At 70.4% G+C, this 20,900-nt stretch carries 16 protein-coding genes and 2 pseudogenes; 13 read left to right on the plus strand and 5 right to left on the minus strand.

What is annotated here, in order from left to right; all coding sequences use genetic code 11:
- Together DQW85_RS02165 and DQW85_RS02170 are read left to right on the plus strand one after the other, a co-directional pair.
- On the plus strand, nt 1–1,859 hold a 1,859-nt coding region (locus tag DQW85_RS02165), incomplete at its 5' end, for a Pls/PosA family non-ribosomal peptide synthetase (RefSeq protein WP_275888160.1).
- Nucleotides 1,856–3,157 carry a M1 family metallopeptidase gene (locus DQW85_RS02170; protein WP_113698777.1) on the plus strand — a complete coding sequence of 434 codons (1,302 nt, stop codon included), beginning with the start codon at nt 1,856–1,858 and terminating at the stop codon, nt 3,155–3,157. The genes DQW85_RS02165 and DQW85_RS02170, both read left to right, overlap by 4 nt.
- On the opposite strand, the gene DQW85_RS02175 is transcribed toward DQW85_RS02170, so the two are convergent.
- The gene (locus DQW85_RS02175) at nt 3,130–4,107 is read right to left on the minus strand and encodes a helix-turn-helix transcriptional regulator (protein ID WP_113698765.1); all 978 of its coding nucleotides are present in this window, start codon (nt 4,105–4,107) and stop codon (nt 3,130–3,132) included. The two genes, DQW85_RS02170 and DQW85_RS02175, sit on opposite strands and share 28 nt — an antisense overlap.
- A 62-nt stretch (nt 4,108–4,169) precedes the next feature.
- On the opposite strand from DQW85_RS02175, the gene DQW85_RS02180 reads away from it, so the two are divergent.
- The 11 genes and pseudogenes from DQW85_RS02180 to DQW85_RS02225 all read left to right on the plus strand — a co-directional run bounded on the left by DQW85_RS02180 (nt 4,170) and on the right by DQW85_RS02225 (nt 16,042).
- The gene (locus DQW85_RS02180) at nt 4,170–6,464 is read left to right on the plus strand and encodes an ATP-binding cassette domain-containing protein (RefSeq protein WP_113698766.1); all 2,295 of its coding nucleotides are present in this window, start codon (nt 4,170–4,172) and stop codon (nt 6,462–6,464) included.
- Nucleotides 6,452–6,841: a VOC family protein gene (locus DQW85_RS02185; protein ID WP_113698767.1), complete on the plus strand. Its 390-nt coding sequence runs from the start codon at nt 6,452–6,454 to the stop codon at nt 6,839–6,841. Before DQW85_RS02180 ends, DQW85_RS02185 begins: the two co-directional genes overlap by 13 nt.
- 95 nt (nt 6,842–6,936) lie before the next feature.
- Complete coding sequence (locus DQW85_RS02190) at nt 6,937–8,790, plus strand: FAD-dependent monooxygenase (protein WP_113698768.1); 1,854 nt, start codon at nt 6,937–6,939, stop codon at nt 8,788–8,790.
- Entirely contained in the window at nt 8,787–9,932 is a 1,146-nt protein-coding gene (locus DQW85_RS02195; RefSeq protein ID WP_113698769.1) for an alpha/beta hydrolase, read from the plus strand. Before DQW85_RS02190 ends, DQW85_RS02195 begins: the two co-directional genes overlap by 4 nt.
- An 8-nt stretch (nt 9,933–9,940) precedes the next feature.
- Nucleotides 9,941–10,897 (plus strand): MBL fold metallo-hydrolase, encoded by a 957-nt coding sequence (locus tag DQW85_RS02200; RefSeq protein WP_113698770.1) that lies wholly within the window; start codon nt 9,941–9,943, stop codon nt 10,895–10,897.
- Nucleotides 10,898–10,980: 83 nt separating this feature from the next.
- The gene (locus DQW85_RS02205; RefSeq protein ID WP_162794657.1) at nt 10,981–11,673 is read left to right on the plus strand and encodes an IclR family transcriptional regulator; all 693 of its coding nucleotides are present in this window, start codon (nt 10,981–10,983) and stop codon (nt 11,671–11,673) included.
- A 182-nt stretch (nt 11,674–11,855) separates the two neighbouring features.
- Nucleotides 11,856–13,028: a homogentisate 1,2-dioxygenase gene (locus DQW85_RS02210; protein ID WP_113698772.1), complete on the plus strand. Its 1,173-nt coding sequence runs from the start codon at nt 11,856–11,858 to the stop codon at nt 13,026–13,028.
- Nucleotides 13,025–13,768, plus strand: coding sequence for a class II aldolase/adducin family protein (locus DQW85_RS02215; protein WP_113698773.1), 744 nt, complete (start codon nt 13,025–13,027; stop codon nt 13,766–13,768). Before DQW85_RS02210 ends, DQW85_RS02215 begins: the two co-directional genes overlap by 4 nt.
- A gap of 97 nt (nt 13,769–13,865) precedes the next feature.
- Nucleotides 13,866–14,373: pseudogene (locus DQW85_RS48055) on the plus strand (MFS transporter); the annotation flags it as partial.
- Between the two features lie 96 nt (nt 14,374–14,469).
- Nucleotides 14,470–15,024, plus strand: coding sequence for an MFS transporter (locus tag DQW85_RS46430; protein ID WP_240196870.1), 555 nt, complete (start codon nt 14,470–14,472; stop codon nt 15,022–15,024).
- A gap of 28 nt (nt 15,025–15,052) precedes the next feature.
- A complete protein-coding gene (locus tag DQW85_RS02225) occupies nt 15,053–16,042 on the plus strand; it encodes a 2-dehydropantoate 2-reductase (protein WP_113698778.1) in 990 nt (329 codons plus the stop codon).
- Nucleotides 16,043–16,121: 79 nt separating this feature from the next.
- Here the strand turns inward: DQW85_RS02225 and katG are convergent.
- From katG to DQW85_RS02245, 4 genes and pseudogenes are all read right to left on the minus strand, one after another.
- A pseudogene (katG, locus tag DQW85_RS02230) lies at nt 16,122–18,420 on the minus strand (catalase/peroxidase HPI).
- A gap of 35 nt (nt 18,421–18,455) precedes the next feature.
- A complete protein-coding gene (locus tag DQW85_RS02235) occupies nt 18,456–18,893 on the minus strand; it encodes a Fur family transcriptional regulator (RefSeq protein ID WP_113698774.1) in 438 nt (145 codons plus the stop codon).
- A 138-nt stretch (nt 18,894–19,031) separates the two neighbouring features.
- Complete coding sequence (locus DQW85_RS02240) at nt 19,032–19,829, minus strand: family 1 encapsulin nanocompartment shell protein (RefSeq protein ID WP_113698775.1); 798 nt, start codon at nt 19,827–19,829, stop codon at nt 19,032–19,034.
- Complete coding sequence (locus tag DQW85_RS02245; RefSeq protein WP_113698776.1) at nt 19,826–20,821, minus strand: Dyp-type peroxidase; 996 nt, start codon at nt 20,819–20,821, stop codon at nt 19,826–19,828. The genes DQW85_RS02240 and DQW85_RS02245 overlap by 4 nt, the downstream gene beginning before the upstream one ends.
- Between the last annotated feature and the right edge of the window lie 79 nt (nt 20,822–20,900).

Genomic DNA, 20,900 nt, shown 5'->3' on the forward strand with positions numbered 1-20,900 from the left:
TGGCCGCGGGCGCGGCCAGGCTGCTGCTGCGCGGCCTGCGGCCCGGCACGTATCCGCGCGGCGGCGCCACCCACCTGCGGCTCTGGTTCGCCGAGCAACTCGCCGCCGGGCTGGGCGTCGGCGGCCTGGCCATGGCGCCCTGGATCACCTACTACGCCAGGGCGCTCGGCGCCCAGGTGGGCCAGGACGCCGACCTGCACACGCTGCCGCCGATCACCGGCATGCTCAGGCTGGGCAAGGCCGCCGCGATCGAGCCGGAGGTCGACCTGTCCGGCTACTGGCTGGACGGTGATCTGCTCAGGGTCGGCGACATCAGGGTGGGGGCCGGCGCCACCGTCGGCGCCCGCTCGACCCTCCTTCCCGGCACCCGCATCGGCAAGAACGCCCAGATCGCGCCGGGCTCCTCGGTGAGCGGTCCCGTCCCGGGCGGGCAGCGCTGGGCGGGCGCGCCGGCCGTACGGAAGGGCAAGGCGACGGCATGGCCGGGGGAACGGCCGGCCCGCTACCGCCGCTGGAGCGTGTTCTACGGCCTGTCGGCGTTGGTGCTCAGCCTGATCCCGCTGGTCGCGGCGCTGCCGGGAGTGGCAGTCCTGCTCTCCATGGGCGTGGCCGCGGTGCCGCTCGCCACCGTCGCGTCGATGGCGGCCATGGCGCTGCTCCTGCTGGTGTCCGTGCGGCTGCTCGCGCTCGGCCTGCGCCCGGGCACCCACCCCGTCCACAGCCGTACGGCATGGCAGGCCTGGGCCACCGAGCGGCTCATGGCCATGGCGCGGGTGTGGCTGTTCCCGCTGTACGCCAGCGCGTTCACGCCCTCGTGGCTGCGCGCGCTCGGCATGACCGTGGGACGCGACGTGGAGCTGTCCACGGTGCTCGCGCTGCCGTCGATGACCGCCGTCGGCGACGGCGCGTTCCTGGCCGACGACACCAAGGTCGCGCCGTACGAACTGGCGGGCGGCTGGATGCGCCTCGACCACGTGCGTATCGGCAAGCGGGCGTTCGTCGGCAACTCCGGCATGACCGCGCCCGGCCGCAAGGTGCCCAAGGACGGGCTGGTCGGCGTGCTGTCCGCCGCGCCGAGGAAGGCCAAGGCAGGCAGTTCCTACCTGGGGATGCCGCCGGTCAAACTGCGCAGGACCGCCCAGAGCGCTGACAGCAGCCGCACCTACGACCCGCCGCGCCGGCTCAAGGTGGCCCGCGCGCTGGTCGAGCTCTGCCGGGTGGTCCCGGCGATGATGACGGCGGGGCTGGCCGTGCTCGTGGTCATGACGATCCTGTGGATCGCGCGGGCGGCCGGGTTCGGTGTGGCCGTCCTGCTCGGCGGGTTCGTCCTGGCCGGCGCGGGGTTCGCCGCGGCCGCCGTCGCGGTGGTCGCCAAGTGGGCGCTGATGGGCAGGATCCGGGCGGGCGACCGCCCGCTGTGGAGCTCCTTCGTGTGGCGCAACGAGCTGGCTGACAACTTCATCGAGGTGCTGGCCGCGCCGTGGTTCGCCACCCCATGGCTCGGCACGGCGGCGCTGAACGCCTGGCTGCGCGCCCTCGGCGCCAAGGTCGGCCGCGGCGTGTGGTGCGAGACGTACTGGCTGCCGGAGATCGATCTGGTCAGCCTGGGCGACGGCGCCTCGGTCAACCGGGGCTGCGTGCTCCAGACCCACCTGTTCCACGATCGCGTGATGAGCATCGATACAGTCGAGCTGGCTGAGGGTTCCACGCTCGGCCCGCACGGGGTGGTGCTGCCCGCGGCCACGGTCGGGAGCAACACCACGATCGGCCCCGCTTCCCTGGTGATGCGCGGCGAGTCGCTGCCCGCCCGGACCCGGTGGTACGGCAACCCGGTCGCCGCATGGCACAGGGCCGCATGACGGACGTCGATGGGAGGACAGTGGCACCGGGCACCCGCTACTTTCCGGAACGCGGCGACTACTCGTACGACGTCAGGCACTACGACCTGGAGCTGGACTACCGGCCGGGCCCCAACAGGCTCGCGGGCACCGCGCGGCTGACCGCGGTGGCCGTCGAGCCGCTCAACCAGGTGCGGCTGGACTTCGGCCCGTTCCGCATCGGCCAGGTGCTCGTCAACGGGGAGCGGGCCCGCTTCGCGCAGCAGGGCCACAAGCTCCGCGTCACCCCCGGCCGCTGGCTGGCGGAGGGCAGGGCGTTCACGCTCGAGGTCCGCTACAGCGGCAACCCGCGGCCCGTGTCCAGCCCGTGGGGCGGGCTCGGCTGGGACCAGCTGGAGGACGGCGCCCTCGTGGCCAGCCAGCCGATCGGGTCGTCCTCCTGGTTCCCGTGCAACGACCGGCCGTCGGACAAGGCGACCTACCGGATCGCGGTGACGACGGCCTCGCCGTACACGGTCGTGTGCAACGGGCAGCTGGTGTCCACCAGCCGGTCGGGTTCGCGCACGACCTGGGAGTTCCGCGAGAGCGCGCCCATGGCGCCCTACCTGGCGAGTGTGCAGATCGGCCGCTACCACCTCGCCGAGCTGCCGGGACTGGTGCCGCAGCGGCTGGCTGCGCCCGCCGGGCTGCTGACCCGCGCCCGGCCGGCCCTGGGGCGCCAGGACCAGATGATGCGGGTGTTCACCGAATGGTTCGGCCCTTACCCGTTCGCGGACTACACCGTGGTCGTGACGGAGGACGAGCTGGAGATCCCCATCGAGGCGCAGGGCATGTCGATCTTCGGGGCCAACCACCTGGAGGGTGAGGAGCGGCTGGTCGCGCACGAGCTGGCGCACCAGTGGTTCGGCAACAGCCTCACGCTGTCGCACTGGCGTGACATCTGGCTGCACGAGGGGTTCGCGGCCTACGCCGAGTGGCTGTGGTCGGAGGAGTCGGGCGGCGAGCCTGCCGAGGCGCACGCCAGGCGCTGGCACAGCAGGCTCTTGACGAGGCCGCGCGACTTCGTGCTGGCCGACCCGGGGGTGAAGCGGCTGTTCGACGACCGCGTCTACAAGCGTGGCGCCCTCACGCTGCACGCGCTGCGCCGCGTCCTCGGGGATCCGGCGTTCCGGTCGGTGCTGCGCGAATGGACCGACCTGTACCGGTACGGCGTCATCACGACCGGTCGCTTCACCGAGCTCGCCGGCCGGTACGCGCCCGAGCCGCTGGATGCCTTCTTCATGTCCTGGCTCTACACCGAACCCCTGCCACCGCTGTAACAGGCGGCGAGCAGGCGACGGGCGAAGGCGGAGCACTCCTCCCGCATGTCCGAGGGCTCGACGATGGAGAAGTCGGCGTCCAGGAAGGCGAGGTTGAGGACGAGCCACTCCCAGGAGTCGAGCCAGACGGTGACGTGGGTCTCCCGATCATCGACGCGCTGGATCTGAGCGTCCTGATACTTCAACGCGTCCGCGACCTCGTGCGGCTCCGCCCTCACGGCCAGCCGGACGCGTCGACGTTCCCTGTTCAGGCCCTGCCGGAGGTACGCGAGGGCGGTGCCGGCCGGTAGCTCACGGGGGGAGTGGCGGACACCGGTGCGTGCGAGGCCGCGGACGCGGTCGATGCGGAACACCCGCCAGTCGCTCCTGTCCAGGTCCCAGCCCAGCAGGTACCAGCGCAGATGCAGGTGGACCTGCCGGTGCGCCTCCACCCGCCGCCGGGCCGCGTTCCTGTGCTTGTCCGTGTAGTCGAACGACACGATCTCTCGACCGGCGATCGCCTCGGCGAGGCCGGCCAGGAGCTCGGCGTTCACGCTGGGCGCGCGTTGCCCGCCGGTCTCCAGGCCGGCCCGGAGCGCCGCCGCGCGTGGACGCAGCCGCGCGGGGAGGAACTGGTCGAGTTTGCCGTAGGCGCGGGTGGCCGCGTCGTCGAGGGTCCCGTCCTCGTCGGACCGCGCGGAGGCGAGAGTGGCGAGACCGAGCAACGCCGCGATCGCCTCGTCGTCGTCCAGGACGAGCGGAGGCATCGTCCGGCCCGCCACCAGCCGGTAGTAACCGCCGGGTCCGGGCTGTGTCTCGACGGGATACCCGTAGCCCCGCAGCCGCTCGACGTCGCGGCGGACGGTACGCGGGCTGACCGCCAGCCGGGAGGCCAGCTCCTGCCCGCTGAACGGCCGGCCCGTCTGCAGGGTCGACAGCAGTGCCAGCATGCGTTCGGTCACATCGGCCATGGCTTCATCATGCGCGCGATCGCGGTCAATATCCGGCCACATCTGGTCCTAGCGTCGGGAGCATGGTGAAGCGCAGTGTCTCCATCAGGGGCGCCCGTACGAACAACCTCCGCTGTCTGGACGTGGAGATCCCCCGCAACCGCCTCGTCGTCTTCGCGGGCCTGTCGGGTTCGGGCAAGTCATCGCTGGTCTTCGACACGATCGCGGCGGAGGCCGGTTACCAGCTCAACGACACCTTTCCGCCGTTCACGCGGAACCGGCTCCCGAAGTGGACACGCCCCGACGTGGATCACATCGACGGGCTCTCGCCGGTGGTGGTGATCGACCAGCGGCGGATCGGCGGCAACGCGCGCTCCACGGTCGGCACGATCACCGATGCCTGGACCTACCTGCGGCTGCTGTACTCGCGACTCGGCGAGCCCCATGTGGGCGAGTCGAACCACTTCTCGTTCAACGACCCGGCCGGGATGTGTCCGAGGTGCTCGGGACTCGGCGAAGTCATCGCCGCCGCCGTCGACCGCTTCCTCGACCTGGACAAGTCACTCCAGCAGGGCGCGATCCGGCTCCCGGGCTTCGGCGACGGCGGATACTGGTACTCCCAGTACGCCGGCATCGGCACCTTCAGCCCGGACACGCCGCTGCGCGACTGGAGCCAGGACGAGCGGAACGCCCTGCTCCACGGCGGCGAGGCGGCGGCACGGTTGGGGCGCAGGCCGCCCAAGGACTACGAGGGAGTCGTCGAGCGATTCGAGCGGATCTATCTGCGCACCTCGGACGACATGTCCGAGCGCAAGCAGGAGACGATCCGCCGGTTCACCCGGTCCGAGGTCTGCCCGGACTGCGGCGGGGACCGGCTCAACGAGCGGTCCCGCTCCGCCACCGTGCTGGGACGCACGATCGGCGAGATGTCCCGCCTCGAAGTCGCCGAGCTCGGCGAGCTCGTCCGGGGTATCGACGCGCCGCACGTCGCCCCCGTGGTGACCGCGCTGGTCTCCAGGCTCGACGCCATGGACGCCATCGGGCTGGGCTACCTCGCCCTGGCTCGCGCGACCACGACACTGTCGGGCGGCGAGTCCCAGCGCATCAAGATCGTGAAACATCTCGGCTCCAGCCTCACCGAGATGATCTACGTGTTCGACGAGCCCACGGTCGGGCTCCATCCCACCGACGTCGAGTCCGTGACGAGGCTGCTCGGGCAACTGCGTGACAGCGGCAACAACGTCCTCGTCGTGGAGCACGACCCCGCCGTGATGGCGGTCGCCGACCAGATCATCGAGATCGGACCCGACGCCGGAGCCGACGGAGGCCGGCTCGTCTTCCAGGGCACCTTCGAGGAGCTCCGGCACGCGGACACGCACACCGGTCGCGCGATCTCCCGGCGCCGGCCCGGCAGGCGGACTCCGCGTACCGTCAAGGGGGCGATCAGGATCACCGAGGCGGCCCGCAACAACCTGCGGCGCGTCACCCTCGACATTCCGGTCGGCGTGATGACCGTCCTCACCGGTGTCGCGGGCTCCGGAAAGTCCAGCCTCGCCGCCGAGCTGGCCGAGCAGCACGACGTCACGGTCATCGACCAGAGGCCGGTCAGCACCAACCGCCGGTCCACCCCCATCACCTACACCGGCATCGCGCCGGCCATCCGCAAGCTGTTCGCCAGGCGCAACGGCGTTCCCGCCGCCCTGTTCAGCGCGAACTCCGAGGGAGCCTGCCCGGGGTGCGGAGGGCTCGGGATCGTCTATACCGACCTGGCGTTCATGGACGGCCAGGAAGTCGTCTGCGAAGCATGCCAGGGGCGGCGCTTCACGTCCGAGGTGCTCGCCCACACCGTCGAGGGCCTGTCCATAGCCGATGTCGAGGCTCTCTCCGTCGACGAGGCCAGGCGTCGGCTGCCCGACAAGAGCATCGCCAGGGCTCTCCGGCACCTGTCGGAGGTCGGCCTCGGCTACCTCGGGCTGGGCCAGTCGCTCACCACCCTCTCCGGAGGCGAGTGCCAGCGGGTGAAGATGGCCAAGGAACTGCGCGACACCGAACAGCCCGCCACGTACCTGCTCGACGAACCCACCACCGGCCTGCATCCCAGCGACATCGGCACCCTGCTCCACGTCCTGGACACGCTGGTGGAGCAAGGCCACACCGTCGTGGTGATCGAGCACCATTTGGACGTCGTCCGCCACTCCGACTGGTTGATCGACTTGGGGCCGGGGCCCGGCAGGCATGGCGGGACCGTTCTCTACGAGGGCCCCGTCTCGGAGTACACGCAGGACGCCGGCACGCCGACGGCACGCGCCCTCGCCGCCGACGATGGGACGGGCCGCCCGGACCTCCAGTCGTATGCTGGTCCAGCATGGACGTGCTGAGCAGCCGCATCTTGCTACGGCCCGGCGATCCCGAACGGAGCCGCCGCTTCTACGCCCACTCTCTCGGTCTGGCGGTGTACCGGGAGTTCGGGCCGGCGGATCAGCCGGGCGTGGTGTTCTTCCTGGGCCAGGGGTTTCTGGAGGTCTCCGGGCGCTCCGACGCCCCGGCGGCCGGGGGTGAGCTGTCGATCTGGTTGCAGGTACGGGACGTGCGGCGCGAGGAGGAGCGGCTGCGGCGTGAGGGCGTCACCGTGCTGCGGGAGGCGCGGCTCGAACCCTGGGGCCTGATCGAGATGTGGGTGGCCGATCCCGACGGTCATCGCATCGTTCTGGTGGAGGTTCCGCCCGGCCATCCCCTGCGCCGCGACCCACGCTGAAAGCGCTGAGCGGCCATTGACAGGACGACGACACGATACGTAGGTTTCCACTTATCGCACGCTTCAACCTATTATCGAACAGCGAGGTGCGTGCCATGGCGTACACGCTGCCGACGTACGAATTCCGGCGCCCGCCGGAGCTGGACGGCTACCCCGGGACGCACCCCGTGGTCATCGCCGGCGGCGGCCTCACGGGGCTGACCCTCGCCGCGGATCTCGGGCTCCGGGGGGTTCCGGTGGTCCTGCTCGACGAGGACGACACCGTCGGTGTCCGGGGAGCCAGCAGCCGGGGGATCTGCTACGCCCGCAAGTCCCTGGAGGTCTTCGATCGGCTCGGGATCGCCGAAAAGATCCGCGAGAAGGGAGTCACCTGGTCGGTGGGGCGGACGCTGTCGGGTGACGACGAGGTCTACTCCTTCGACCTCGGAACCGATTCGCACTCCGTGTTCCCGCCGTTCGTCAACATCCAGCAGTTCCACGTCGAGGCCTTTCTCGTGGATCGCATCCTGCGGATGCCGAACGTCGACCTTCGCTGGCGTTCGCGCGTCACCGGCATCGATCAGGACGAGGACCAGGTGCGGTTCACGGTCGACACACCCGCGGGGCCGTACCGGCTCGCGGCCGAATGGGCGATCGACGCCACGGGAGCCGGGAGCCCGATCCGCGATTGGCTCGGCCTCGACAGCCACCCCGACCTCTCGGCCGATCGCTGGTGCATATCGGATATCCGCTTCAAGGACGACCGTCCGCCGGAGCGGCTCACCTGGGTCGACGCCCGGTTCAACGAGGGCCGCGGCGTCTGGCTGCACATGATGGCCGACGACGTCTGGCGCGTCGACTTCCAGATGAGTCCGGACTGCGATCCCGCGGAGGTGAGCCGTCCCGAGGTCGTCGAGGCTCGGCTGCGGGCCATGTTCGGCGCTGATCTGGAGTTCGACGTCGTGTGGATCGGCCCGTACCACTACCGTTCGGCTCTCGTCGACAGGATGCGCGTCGGACGGGTCTTCCTGGCGGGCGACGCCGCCCATGTCGTGAGCCCGTTCGGGGCCCGTGGCGGCAACACGGGAATCCAGGACGCCGAGAACCTCGGCTGGAAGCTGCACCAGGTGCTGGAGGGACGGGCCGACGCCTCGATCCTCGACAGCTATCACGAGGAACGTCACTCCACGGCCGTCCGCAATCTCGAGGTCACCCGACGCTCGGCGCGTTTCCTCGCTCCGCGCAGCGCCGCCGAGAGAGCCGTGCGCGACGCCACCCTGGCGCTGGCCCGACACCACGAGTTCGCCCGCCTCCTGGTCAACACCGGCCGCATGTCGGCGCCCGTCCCCTATCCGGCCAGCCAATGGCTGGGAGATCAGGGCGGCCTGCCGGTCCAGAGCTGCGCTGTCGGCCGACCCGATGGGTGGCGTGGATCACTGACGCGGCTCGGACGGGACGGGCGCTGCTTCCTCGCCCTGGCCTTCTCGCTGGACGCGGCCGAGATCGCGTCGATCGAACGGGACCTCGCGGGACTTCCTGTCGTGGTCGAGAGCGTCGGTGGATCACTGCTGGACGTGGACGGCGGCCTGGCCGCGCAACTGGCCCCCGAGCCGGGCGACCTCTGGATCCTGCGCCCTGACCTGTACGTGCTCGCCCGGTGCGTCGACTCCGCGCAAGCTCGTCACGCGGTGCTCGCGGGGTTGGGACGGGCACGGCAGCACCCTCGGAGCGTCGAGAGCGGCACGCCCAGCGCGTCGCCGGTCGCCACCCTGCCCGGGCTGGCGGATCCGGATCGGTTCACCGAGGAGGTCGTGCGCGCGCACGAGAACCTCACCGACGACCAGAGCGCGCGCCTCGACGCCGCGCTGGTGATGGTGCTGGCCGACCAGATCGGGGACGCCGAGGTGCTGAGCCGGTCGATCGCCGCGGCGCGCCGGGCGATCAGCGGAGCGGCGGAGGCGAAGGAGTGACCACCCGCGAACTGATGCAGGTGCCCATGGGCGCCGGCTCCACCGCGGCGGAGGTCTACTCCGGGATCGCGCGCATGGCCGGCGTTCTGTGGTGCGCGCGGGTACGCGCCCGGGAGGGCCGGCGGGCGGACACGGCTGTCGTCGTGGTGCACCCGTCCTCCAACTTCCTGGGCCATTACGCCCTGGAGTCCTGGGCCGCGCTCGGAGTCGACGCGATCGCGATGACCACCCGCTACCTCGGCAACGACTCGGTGCTGCTGCTCGAGAACTGCGTGCTCGACGTGGGTTCGGTCGTACGGCACCTCAAGCGGGAGGGGTACGAGAGGGTCGTGCTCGTCGGCAACTCGGGCGGAGGCGGACTGGTATGCCTCTACCAGTCGCAGGCCGTCAAACCCACGATCACCGCCTCACCAGGTGGCGGCGGGCCCGATCTCACCACCGCCGAGCTCATCCCGGCCGACGCCCTGGTCATGCTCATGGCGCACCCTGGACGGGCCAATCTGCTGGTGGAGTGGCTCGACCCGGCGATCCGCGACGAGCACGACCCCTTCGACCGGGACGCCGGACTCGACATGTTCGACCCTCGGCACTCCGTCCCCTACGACCGGGACTGGCTCGCGGCCTACCGTGCCGCCCAGGTCGCCCGGGGTGAGCGGATCACCGCGTGGGTCCTCGACCGGCTGGCCGTCCTGGACGGCCGGGACGGCCGGGACGGCCCGGCGGATCTTCCGTTCAGCGTTCACGGCACCTGCGCGGATCCGCGGCACCTCGACCTGACCATCGACGCCTCCGACCGCGCGATCGGCACGCTCTGGGGCCCGGCCAGGGCGGCGAACATGCAGCCCACCACGCTCGGCCACCTGACGAGCCTCCGGTCCTGGCTCTCCCAGTGGTCGTTGAGGACGTCCAACGGCGACGGTCCCAGGCTGCTGAGAGAGACCACGCACCCGGTCCACGTCATCTACGGAACCGCGGACCAGGGCTGTTTCCCCTCACATGCCTATCAGCTGTACGAGGCCGTACCGCATGACACCAAGCGGCTGACACCCATCGCCGGAGGCAGGCACTACCTGAACGGCCAGCCCGAGCTGATCACTCAGATGGCCGAGGCGCTGATCGGATGGACTCGAGAGGTTCTGTGAGGAGCACGATGGCGACAGCCTTCGCATCATCGACCGACACACACGACAGGGAAGACGTCCTGGAGGAGCTGGCCGACGGCGTCTACGCCCTGACCGCCGGTGGTGACCCCAACGTGGGCGCCATCGAGGGTGAGGACTTCGTCGTCTGCTTCGACGCCCGGGCCACTCCCCTGATGGCACGACGGTGGATCGACCGGCTGCGCCGGCACACGGACAAGCCCATCAGGCATCTGGTCCTGTCGCACTATCACGCGGTGCGCACCCTGGGCGCGAGCGCCTTCGAGGCGCAGAACATCATCGCCCACACCGAGACGGGCCGGCTGATCGCCGAGCGGGGCCGGCAGGATTGGGACTCCGAGTTCGCCCGGCTGCCCCGCCTGTTCAAGGGGCACGAGGAGATCCCCGGGCTCACCCGGCCGACGCTGACCTTCGCCGATCACCTGTCGATCGACCTCGGTGGTGACCGCGGAACGCTGGAGCTGTCCTGGCTCGGCCGTGGACACACCTCCGGCGACATCGTGGCCTGGCTGCCCAGGCACCGGATCCTGTTCGCCGGCGACCTGGTAGAGAACGGCTCAGCCGTCTACACGGGTGACGCCTACCATCGCGAGTGGATCACGACCACCCTCGACCGGGTGGACCGTCTGGGCCCCGACGTCCTCGTCGGCGGGCGCGGCCACGTGGCGCGCTCGGCCGCCGAAGCCGGAGCGGCGATCGCCTCGACGCGAGCCTTCGTGAGCACCCTGTTGCGGACCGTCGAGGGAGTGCTTCGGCGCGGCGGTTCCCCGCGCGACGCCTACCAGGCCGCGACGGAGGAGCTGGCACCGGCCTACGGCCATCTCCCCGTGTTCCGGCACGTCATGGTGTTCGACACGCAACGGGCCTGGGAGGAGCTCGTCGGCGAGCAGCCACGGGTATGGACCGCGGCGCGCGATCGAGAGGTATGGGATCACATGACCGGATGACACCGGCGACGGCGACCGTGAGATGCCCGGGAGGCGCCCTTCGGAGACAATCTGTCTGACGGAAGCCGATAATGGGGGCACCGATGACAGAGCAAGATGCCAGACCAGGCGAGATCGCCCAGACGCTCGACCGTGGGCTGCAGATCCTGGAATGTCTGGGTGGCCGGTCCGGCGGTCTGTCCGTGGCGGAGGTGGCCGAAGCGATCGGCGTGCACCGTTCGATAGCGGCACGTCTGCTGACCACGCTTGATCGCCGGGGATACGTCGAGCGGCGCCGGGGGAGATACTCCCTCGGGTTCACCTTGCTGTCGCTGGCCCGCATGTCGTCGGCCGGCATCACCGCCGTGGCCATGCCCCTGCTGGAGGAGACCGCCGAGAAGTTCGACGTCACCTCGGTCCTGCACGTCGTCGACGGCGAGGAGGCCGTGACTCTCGCATCGGTGGAGTCACCGCGCGCGACCTTTCACATCGGACTGCGGGTCGGGGCCCGCACTCCCCTGAACGTCGCCGCGCACGGACTCGCCATCCTGGCGGGACGCGAACCGAGGCAAGGAGAGCGCCCGGAGGTCACGCGGGCCCGCAGTGTCGGTTACGCCGTCACGACGGGGGAGGTCGTCCCCGGCTACTCGGGTATTTCGAGCCCTGTGGTGGTGAACGGCCGCTGCGACGCGAGCGTCGGCATCGTGGTGCCGCCCCAGCGCGGGGAGTTCGACATCACCGAGCTCGGCCCGGCGATGGCCGCGCTGGCCCAGCGCCTGGCTCTCGTCCTGGGCTGACGACCGTCCTGGGCTGACAACCGTCCTGGGCTGACGACGCCTTCCCGCTGACCCGCCGGTTCGTATCCGCGAACCGGCGGGTCTTTCTTGTGTCACCGGACCCTTGACATGCACCGCCGTCGCGCACATGCTTACCGTTATTCAGAGATGCTAACCGAATATCGGTCATTGGGTGAGGTTGCATGGTGTTCTATCGGAGCCTCGGGCAGGTGCCGCCGAAGCGGCACACGCTATTCCGGACCCCGGACGGGGAGCTGCTGCACGAGGAGATGCAGGGCGAGGAAGGGTTCAGCTGGAACCAGTCGTTCCTCTACCACCGCGGCCGGCCGACGGTCATCACCGCGGCCGAGACCGTCGCCCGCGAACGCGAGCGACTGCGGCCCAACCTGCCGTTGCTCGCCCGTCACATCCGTACCCATGACCTGAAGGCGGGCGGGGACGCCGTGACCGGCCGACAGGAGCTCCTGGGCAACGCGGACGTGACGATCGGCTACGTCGCGGCCGACGCCGAGAGCCCGCTGTACCGGAACGCCGCGGGCGACGAGCTGGTCTACGTCGAGTCCGGGCGGGCGGTCCTGGAGTCCCCCTACGGGCGGCTGCCGGTGCACGACGGCGACTACGTCGTCATCCCGGCCTCCACCACGCACCGGTGGGTGCCGAGTTCGGCGGAGGTGCGGCTGTTGATCGTCGAAGCGACCGGCGGCCACGTCCGGCCCCCACGCCGGTTCCTGTCTCCCATGGGACAGTTCCTGGACGGCGCCCCGTACAACGAGCGGGATCTGCGAGCACCCGAAGAGTTGATCGGCGTGGACGACGAGCCGGTCGATGTGCTCGTCCGGAACCGGGACGGGATCACCCGCTACACCTACGCCCACCATCCGTTCGATGTGGTGGGTTGGGACGGCTACAACTTCCCCTACGCCCTCGACATCAGGGACTTCCAGCCGAGCGTGGGCGCCTTGCACCTGCCGCCCCCCACCCACATCACCTTCGAGGGGCCCGGCTTCGTCGTCTGCTCGTTCGTCCCGCGGCCGTTCGACTTCGCCCCCGACGCGGTGAAGGTCCCCTACAACCACGCCAACGTGGACTCGGACGAAGTCCTCTTCTACTGCGGCGGCGACTTCATGAGCCGCGCGGGATCGGGGATCGGCATCGGGTCGATCTCCCTCCACCCGGCGGGTTACATCCACGGTCCCCAGCCGGGCAGCGTCGAGGCGAGCATGCCGGCCACCCGTACCGAGGAGTACGCCGTCATGATCGACACCTTCCGGCCCCTGCGCCTCGGCAGTGCCGCGCAGGAGGTGGAGGACCGCGAATACGCGTTCTCCTGGGCTCGCGGGGAGGGCGCGCGATGACGGGATTCTCCGAGGACGAATGGGCGCTGCGACGCGAGCTGGCGGCCGCCTACCGCATCCTGCACCTGCTCGGCTGGGGAGAAATGATCTTCAATCATCTCTCGCTGCGCGTGCCCGGCGAGCAGGCCTACCTGATGAACCCCTTCGGGCTGATGTACGACGAGATAACCGCCTCCAACCTCATCAAGGTCGACCTCGACGGGAACCTCGTCGAGCCGAGCGCGTACCGCCCGAACCCGGCGGGCTTCCTCTTCCACGGTGCGATCCACCGCACGGTCCCGGACGCGCACTGCGTCATGCACACCCACACCACCGCCGGTTCGGCGGTGGCGTGCCTGGACTCCGGACTGTCGCCGGACACCTTCTACGCGGCCCAGCTGCACGAGGCCGTGGCCTACCACGAGTTCGAGGGCATCACCGTCAACGACGGCGAGGTCCCGCGCATGCTCGCCGCGCTCGGTGACAAGCGGCTGCTGATCCTCCGCAATCACGGGCTCCTCGCCCACGGCCGCACGGTCGCGGAGACCTTCTACTCGCTCTGGGTCCTGAACCGGGCCTGCGAGATCCAGCTGGCCGCCCAGGCGACAGGCGGCCGGCTGCGCAAGGTGTCCGAGGCCGCCGCCATCTCCAGCACCAGGACGGCCGACGAGTTCCTGGAGCCGGGCATCGGGCCGGAGCGGCTCATGTTCGACGCGCTCGTACGCAGGGCACGCCGGATCGACCCCACGTTCGAGAGCTGAGCAGCCGGGCTCCGGCTCTCATCTCTGTTGAAACACCCCCCAAGAGGACAGGATCCCCATGAGTTCCACCACAGCGCCCGCCGGGACGGACCGCAGCATGACTCGACGCGTGCTCGCCGCCTCCGCGGTGGGCACCACCATCGAGTGGTACGACTTCTTCATCTACGCGACCGCCGCTCAACTGATCTTCGCCCAGCAGTTCTTCACCGCGCTGGACCCGAGCACCGCCGCGCTGGCCGCGTTCGCCAGCCTGGGCGTCAGCTTCATCGCGCGCCCTCTGGGCAGCATCGTCACCGGACACCTGGGCGACAAGCTCGGCCGCAAGGCCATGCTCGTCCTCACACTCTCGACCATGGGCGTGGCCACGGTCGGCGTGGGCCTGCTCCCCACGTACGACGCCATCGGCATCGCGGCGCCGATCATCCTCGTGGTCCTGCGCTTCGTCCAGGGCCTGAGCGCCGGCGGTGAATGGGGCGGCGCCGCGCTCATGGCCGTCGAGCACGCCCCCGCGGGCCGACGCGGCCTGTTCGGGTCCTCGGTCCAGATCGGGGCGCCCGCGGGGCTGATCCTGTCCAACGCGGTGTTCTTCCTCATGCAGAAGGTCGCTCCCGGCGATCAGTTCGCCGCCTGGGGCTGGCGGGTGCCGTTCCTCTTGAGCATCCTCCCTGCTGATCGCCGCGGGCACCTTCCTCGCCAACAACATGGTGGGCTACATCCTCCTCGGCTACCTGCTCGCGTTCGGCACGAAGACGGTCGGCTACTCCCGCACGACGATGACACTGGTGATCGTCTTCGCCGGCGCCCTCTGGCTGGCGGCGACCGTGGCCGCCGGCGCGTGGTCCGACCGCGTCGGCCGCAAGCCGGTCTACCTGGTGGGCTACCTGCTCATCCTGGCCGTCTCCATCCCGTTCTTCCTCCTTCTGGAGGCTCGGAACCTGGCCCTGGTGTATCTGGCGACCGCCATCGTGTCGGCCGGACTCGGGCTGACCTACGGAGCCCAGAGCGCCCTGTACGCCGAACTGTTCCCCGCGCACGTCCGCTACTCGGGCGCCTCGTTCGCCTACGCGCTCGGCGCCATCGTCGGTGGCGGCTTCGCCCCGTTCATCGCCGACCTCCTGCTGCAGAAGACCGGCACCTCGATGTCGATCGCGGCCTACATGATGACCGTCGCCGCGGTCAGCCTGCTCGCCACATGGGCGATCCGCAAGACGGATCTCAACGGGTTCGGCGACGACAGGAGCCCGGCACAGCAATGAGTGTCCCCGCAGCGGGGAAGTGGTGAGCATGAGAGTGTGCGTCTACGGACTGGGCGCCATGGGCGGCATGATCGCGACCCGGCTGGCCGCGGCCGGGGTCGAGGTCAGCGCGGTCGCCCGAGGGGCCCTCCTCGCGGCGGTGCGCCGGGACGGGCTGACGCTGACCGAGCCCACTCCCACGGGAGACAAGGTCGTCCGGGCGTCGATCAGGGTGTCCGATCGCGTCGAGGATCTGGGCGAACAGGACCTCGTCGTCATCGCCGTCAAGAGCACAGCCGTGCGCACCGTGGCAGGCAGGGTGGGCCCGCTCATGGGACCGGACACCTGTGTCCTGTCCACCATGAACGGCATCGCGTGGTGGTTCTTCGCGGGGTTGGCCCCCGAGCTGCGGAGGATCCAGCTCGAATCGGTCGACCCCGCGGGCGAGCTGGCCGCCGCGCTGCCGGCGTCCCGCGTCCTGGGAGCGGTGCTGTACCTGTCGGCGTCCACCCCGCGACCGGGACTCGTCCGCGGTGGTCCCGGCGACCGCGTCATCATCGGCGAGGCGACAGGCGGCCGGTCGCCGCGCACCGACGCGGTCGCCGACGTCCTGCGACAGGGCGGCTTCACGATCGAGACCTCCCAGCTGATCCAGCGGGACATCTGGTTCAAACTCTGGGGCAACATGACCATGAACCCGATCTCCGCCATCACCGGGGCGACCCTGGACCGCATCCTCGACGATCCCCAGGTTCGCCGGCTGGCGAGCACGATGATGGCGGAGGCGGCCGCCGTCGGGGAGCGGCTGGGCCTGCCGATCTCGGCGGACCCCGAGGAGCGCCACAGAGCGACATCCCTGCTGGGGGCGGCCAAGACCTCCATGCTCCAGGACGTGGAAGCCGGACGGCCGATCGAACTCGACGCCCTGGTCACGGCCGTGACAGAGATCGGCCGCCTGTTCGGGCTCGCGACTCCCAGCATCGACGCGGTCCTGGGACTGACCCGCCTGCACGCGCGGGTGCGGGGTCTTTACCCGTAGCGCCCCATGGTCGGCACCTGTGCCCGGAGGACGTCCGGGCCGGCCGGTGAGGGCCGGCCCGGACGTCGGGGTCTCAGGGTCAGGCGAGGTCGAACCGGTCGAGGTTCATCACCTTGTCCCAGGCGGCGACGAAGTCGTTGACGAACCTCTCCTTGGCGTCGTCGCTGGCGTAGACCTCGGCGAGCGCGCGCAGCTCGGAGGTCGTTGACGAACCTCTCCTTGGCGTCGTCGCTGGCGTAGACCTCGGCGAGCGCGCGCAGCTCGGAGTTGGAGCCGAAGACGAGGTCGACACGGCTGCCCGTCCACTTGACCTCGCCCGTGGCGGAGTCGCGACCCTCGAACGTGTTCGCGTCCTCGGGCGTCGCCTTCCACGTCGTGCCCAGGTCGAGCAGGTTGACGAAGAAGTCGTTGGTCAGCGTGCCGGGGGTCGTGGTGAAGACGCCGAGCGGCGACTGCTGGGTGTTCGCGCCCAGGACGCGGAGGCCACCGACGAGGACCGTCATCTCGGGGGCGCTCAGGGTCAGCAGGTTGGCCCGGTCGATCAGAAGGTACTCGGCCGGCAGCCGGTTGCCCTTCCCGAGGTAGTTGCGGAACCCTTCGGCGGTCGGCTCGAGCGCGGCGAACGACTCCACATCGGTCTGCTCCTGCGACGCGTCCGCGCGGCCCGGCGTGAAGGGGACCGTGACGGCGAAGCCGGCGTCCTTGGCGGCCTGCTCGACGGCCGCGCCGCCGGCGAGCACGATCAGGTCGGCGAGCGAGACCCGCTTGCCGCCGGTCTGGGCGGCGTTGAAGGCCTCCTGGATTCCCTCCAGGGTCCGCAGCACCGTCGCCAGCTGGTCGGGGTCGTTGACCTCCCACCCGCTCTGCGGCTCGAGCCGGATGCGCGCGCCGTTGGCGCCGCCGCGCTTGTCGCTGCCGCGGAAGGACGCGGCCGACGCCCACGCGGTGGACACGAGCTGGGACACCGACAGGCCCGAGGCGAGGACCTGGCCCTTGAGGGAGGCGATGTCCTCGGCGTCGATGAGCTGGTGCGTCACCGCGGGGAGGGGGTCCTGCCACAGCAGCGTCTCGGCGGGGACCTCCGGGCCGAGGTAGCGCACGATCGGGCCCATGTCGCGGTGGGTCAGCTTGAACCACGCCCGGGCGAAGGCGTCGGCGAGCTCGTCCGGGTTCTCGAGGAAACGCCGTGAGATCTGCTCGTAGACCGGGTCGAACCGGAGGGAGAGGTCGGTCGTCAGCATCGTCGGGGCGTGGGTCTTCGACGAGTCGTGGGCGTCGGGGACGGTGCCCGCCCCGGCGCCGTCCTTCGGCCGCCACTGGTGCGCGCCGGCGGGACTCGTGAACAGCTCCCACTCGTAGCCGAACAGGATCTCGAAGAAGCTGTTGTCCCACGTCACCGGGGTGTTCGTCCAGATGCCCTCGAGGCCGCTGGTGATCGTGTCGCCGCCCTTGCCGGTGCCGAAGGAGTTCTTCCAGCCGAGGCCCTGCTCCTCGATCGAGGCGGCCTCGGGGTCGGCGCCGACGTGGTCCGCCGGGCCCGCGCCGTGGGTCTTGCCGAAGGTGTGACCGCCCGCGATCAGGGCGACCGTCTCCTCGTCGTTCATCGCCATCCGGCGGAACGTCTCACGGATGTCGCGGGCCGCGGCGAGCGGGTCGGGGTTGCCGTTGGGGCCCTCCGGGTTGACGTAGATGAGGCCCATCTGGACCGCGGCGAGGGGGTTCTCCAGCTCCCGGTCGCCGGTGTAGCGCTCGTCACCGAGCCAGGTGGACTCGGGACCCCAGTAGACGTCCTCGTCGGGCTCCCAGACGTCCGCGCGACCGCCGGCGAAGCCGAAGGTCTTGAAGCCCATCGACTCCAGTGCGACGTTGCCGGCGAGGATCATGAGGTCGGCCCACGAGAGCTTCTGGCCGTACTTCTTCTTGACCGGCCACAGCAGGCGGCGAGCCTTGTCGAGGTTTCCGTTGTCGGGCCAGCTGTTGAGGGGGGCGAAGCGCTGCTGGCCGGCCCCGGCGCCGCCGCGGCCGTCGCTGATCCGGTAGGTGCCCGCGCTGTGCCACGCCATCCGGATGATGAACGGGCCGTAGTGGCCGAAGTCGGCCGGCCACCAGTCCTGCGAGCTCGTCAGCACCTCCGCGATGTCCCGCTTCACGGCCGGGAGGTCGAGGGACTTGAACGCCTCGGCGTAGTCGAAGTCCTCGCCGAGGGGGTTGGCTACCGCGGGGTTCTTGGCGAGGATCTTCAGGTTGAGCCGCTCCGGCCACCACTGGCGGTTTCCGCCGCCCTGAACGGGGTGGGGGGCGCGCTCGTGCGCGACCGGGCAGCCACCTCCGCCCTCCGTCTTGGCGTCTGTGACGATCGCATCGTGGTTCTCAGACATGGGAATCCTTCTCGACTAGCGGATCACGGTGCTTATCAGGAACTGCGAGCGGCGGAACAGTCGGGGCACAGGCCCCAGTAGATGACCTCGGCCTCGTCGATCGAGAAGCCTTGGTCGTCGGACGCGGTCAGGCAAGGCGCCTCGCCGGTGGCGCAGTCGACGTCGGCGACGACTCCGCACGACCGGCACACGAGGTGGTGGTGGTTGTCCCCGACGCGTCCCTCGAACCGGGCCGGGCTGCCGGGCGGTTCGATGCGGCGTAGGAGTCCCGCGGCGGTGAGCGCGTGGAGGGCCTCGTACACGGCTTGAAGGGAGATGTGGCCTACCCGACCGCGCACCCCGGAGGCGATCGTCTCGACATCGAGGTGGTCACCGTCCCGGACGGTCTCGAGCAGCGCGACGCGGGCGGCCGTCACACGCAGGCCGGCACCGCGCAGCTCCTCGGCGGAGGTCGGAGTCCTGGGTGCGGTCATGGAGCCAAACCTACCTCCCTAAACACGAAGAGTACAAGATAATGAATGATGCAAGTTTAGTGTCGCGTCGGATGCGCAGCGAGACGCCGTCCCGGTGGGAGGGCGTCTCGCTGGGCAGGTCCGTCAGAGCCTGGCGGGCTACGCCGTGAGCGTCACCGTGGCCTCGCCGGTGTACACCAGGAATGTCAGGGTCTCCTGGAAGTACAGCTGGACGGTGTCCGCGTCGTGGGACAGGTAGCCGATCGACAGGTCCTGGCCGATGCGCAGCTCGAAGTCGCCACCGCGCGTCGAGAGCAGGAACGCTTCGTCGATCGCGGGCGCCCAGACGATCTCCCCGTCCAGGACCCGGGCGATGTGCTCGTGGACCGGGTAACCGTGGTCGGAGGTCTCGTTCACGGCGGTGTAGGCGTCGGCGCTGAGCACCAGCGCGTACGGGCCGCCGACACCCGCCAGCCGCAGGGCGCTCACCGCCTGGCTCACGGCGTCCGGATAGTCGCGCACGTCGCCCGGCAGGGAGAGCACCGGGGTGGAGGAGCTCTCGCGCAGCCCGGCGATGCCCACCGCGGCGTATCCCTGGAAGATCGCGCGATCCTCGGCGAACGCGATGCGCTGCGCAGCGTCCTTCGCCGGCTGCCAGTCGGCGTCACGGGCCCCGCGCGCGACGCCGTCGACCTGCCGCCGATCGACCGTGAACGGCACTCTCAGCTCGACCATCGGCTGGGACCGGCGCGTGTGCGCGACGATCCCCTCGGCGGGAGGGGCGATCGGGTCGAGATGCCCGGTGGAGACGGCGGCCAGCTCGATCCCGCCCGGTGCCGGGACGTCCACCACGCGACGACCGGCGACGTGCCGGCGGAACGTGCGCCGCGCCTCCTCCTCCAGGTCCGCCCACGCGGCGTCGGAGATGGGCGCGAGTTCGCGGTGCAGGTTGTTCAACGGATGTCGCTCCTGTTCAAAGCGCCGATCCCCAGGGAACCGTCGCGTACGCTCTCCGGGAGGTTCTCCAGGAGGCCGGCGGCCGGCACGAAGAACAGCGTCCCGGTCACAGGGGTGGAGAAGTCGAGGATCCGGTCGTGATTGCCCGGCGGATCGCCGGCGAACATGTTCTCCAGCATCGTCTCGGTGACCGCCGGCGTGCGGGCGTAGCCGATGAAGTAGGTGCCGAACTCACCCCGGCCGACGTTCCCGAACGCCATGTTGTCGCGCAGGATCCGGCGTTCCGCCCCGTCGGGACCGGTGATCGTGGTCAGCGCGACATGGGAGTCGGACGGCCTGACGGCGTCGTCCAGCTCGATGTTGTCCAGCTTCGTGCGGCCGATGACCCGCTCCTGGGCCTCCACGGGCAGGGCGTTCCACGCCTCCAGATCGTGCAGGTACTTCTGCACGATCACGTAGCTCCCGCCGGCGAAGCCCGGGTCCTCTTCGCCGATCAGGACCGCCGCGGCCGCCGCCGGGCCCACCGGGTTCTCGGTGCCGTCGACGAAGCCCAGCAGGTCGCGCATGTCGAAGTACGTGAACCCCTGCACCTCGTCCTCGACCGTGACCGCGCCCCGCAGCCGGTTCATGACCTGCGACGCCAGCTCGAAACACAGGTCAGGCTTCTCGGCGCGGATGTGGAACAGCAGGTCGCCCGGGGTGGCGACCGCACGGTGCACCGCCCCGGAGACCTCGCGGAAGGGATGGAGCTCGGCGGGCCGAGGCCCGTCGAACAGGCGGTCCCAGGCGTCCGACCCGATCCCCGCGACGCAGCTGAGCCCGCCGCCGGGCGCCCGGGAACCCACCGACCGCGACAGCCCGGCCAGGTCACCCAGCAGTTCCCGTACGACGGGTTCGCCGCCCCGGTCCACCGTCAGGACGAGGAAGAGGGCGGCGGTCGTCAACGGGCTCAGCACCGGTTGCGGCAGGCCGCTCCGGCCAGGCTGCGTCATCTCGGTCAGCGGGTGTCGCGGGCGGCGCGGCGGATGAGGTCGGTGACGGCCTCGGGCTGGGAGACCGAGATGGCGTGTG

This window comes from Nonomuraea lactucae, assembly GCF_003313395.1.
Classification (GTDB): domain Bacteria; phylum Actinomycetota; class Actinomycetes; order Streptosporangiales; family Streptosporangiaceae; genus Nonomuraea; species Nonomuraea lactucae.

Bases quoted from the DNA above. Each gene is read 5' to 3' on its own strand.
- DQW85_RS02235 (WP_113698774.1), bottom strand. From the start codon at position 18,893: ATGACCGCACCCAGGACTCCGACCTCCGCCGAGGAGCTGCGCGGTGCC.
- DQW85_RS02185 (WP_113698767.1), top strand. From the start codon at position 6,452: ATGGACGTGCTGAGCAGCCGCATCTTGCTACGGCCCGGCGATCCCGAA.
- DQW85_RS02205 (WP_162794657.1), top strand. From the start codon at position 10,981: ATGACAGAGCAAGATGCCAGACCAGGCGAGATCGCCCAGACGCTCGAC.
- DQW85_RS02180 (WP_113698766.1), top strand. From the start codon at position 4,170: ATGGTGAAGCGCAGTGTCTCCATCAGGGGCGCCCGTACGAACAACCTC.
- DQW85_RS02215 (WP_113698773.1), top strand. From the start codon at position 13,025: ATGACGGGATTCTCCGAGGACGAATGGGCGCTGCGACGCGAGCTGGCG.
- DQW85_RS02225 (WP_113698778.1), top strand. From the start codon at position 15,053: ATGAGAGTGTGCGTCTACGGACTGGGCGCCATGGGCGGCATGATCGCG.
- DQW85_RS02175 (WP_113698765.1), bottom strand. From the start codon at position 4,107: ATGGCCGATGTGACCGAACGCATGCTGGCACTGCTGTCGACCCTGCAG.
- DQW85_RS02190 (WP_113698768.1), top strand. From the start codon at position 6,937: ATGGCGTACACGCTGCCGACGTACGAATTCCGGCGCCCGCCGGAGCTG.
- DQW85_RS02170 (WP_113698777.1), top strand. From the start codon at position 1,856: ATGACGGACGTCGATGGGAGGACAGTGGCACCGGGCACCCGCTACTTT.
- DQW85_RS02210 (WP_113698772.1), top strand. From the start codon at position 11,856: ATGGTGTTCTATCGGAGCCTCGGGCAGGTGCCGCCGAAGCGGCACACG.
- DQW85_RS02245 (WP_113698776.1), bottom strand. From the start codon at position 20,821: ATGACGCAGCCTGGCCGGAGCGGCCTGCCGCAACCGGTGCTGAGCCCG.
- DQW85_RS02200 (WP_113698770.1), top strand. From the start codon at position 9,941: ATGGCGACAGCCTTCGCATCATCGACCGACACACACGACAGGGAAGAC.
- DQW85_RS46430 (WP_240196870.1), top strand. From the start codon at position 14,470: ATGGTGGGCTACATCCTCCTCGGCTACCTGCTCGCGTTCGGCACGAAG.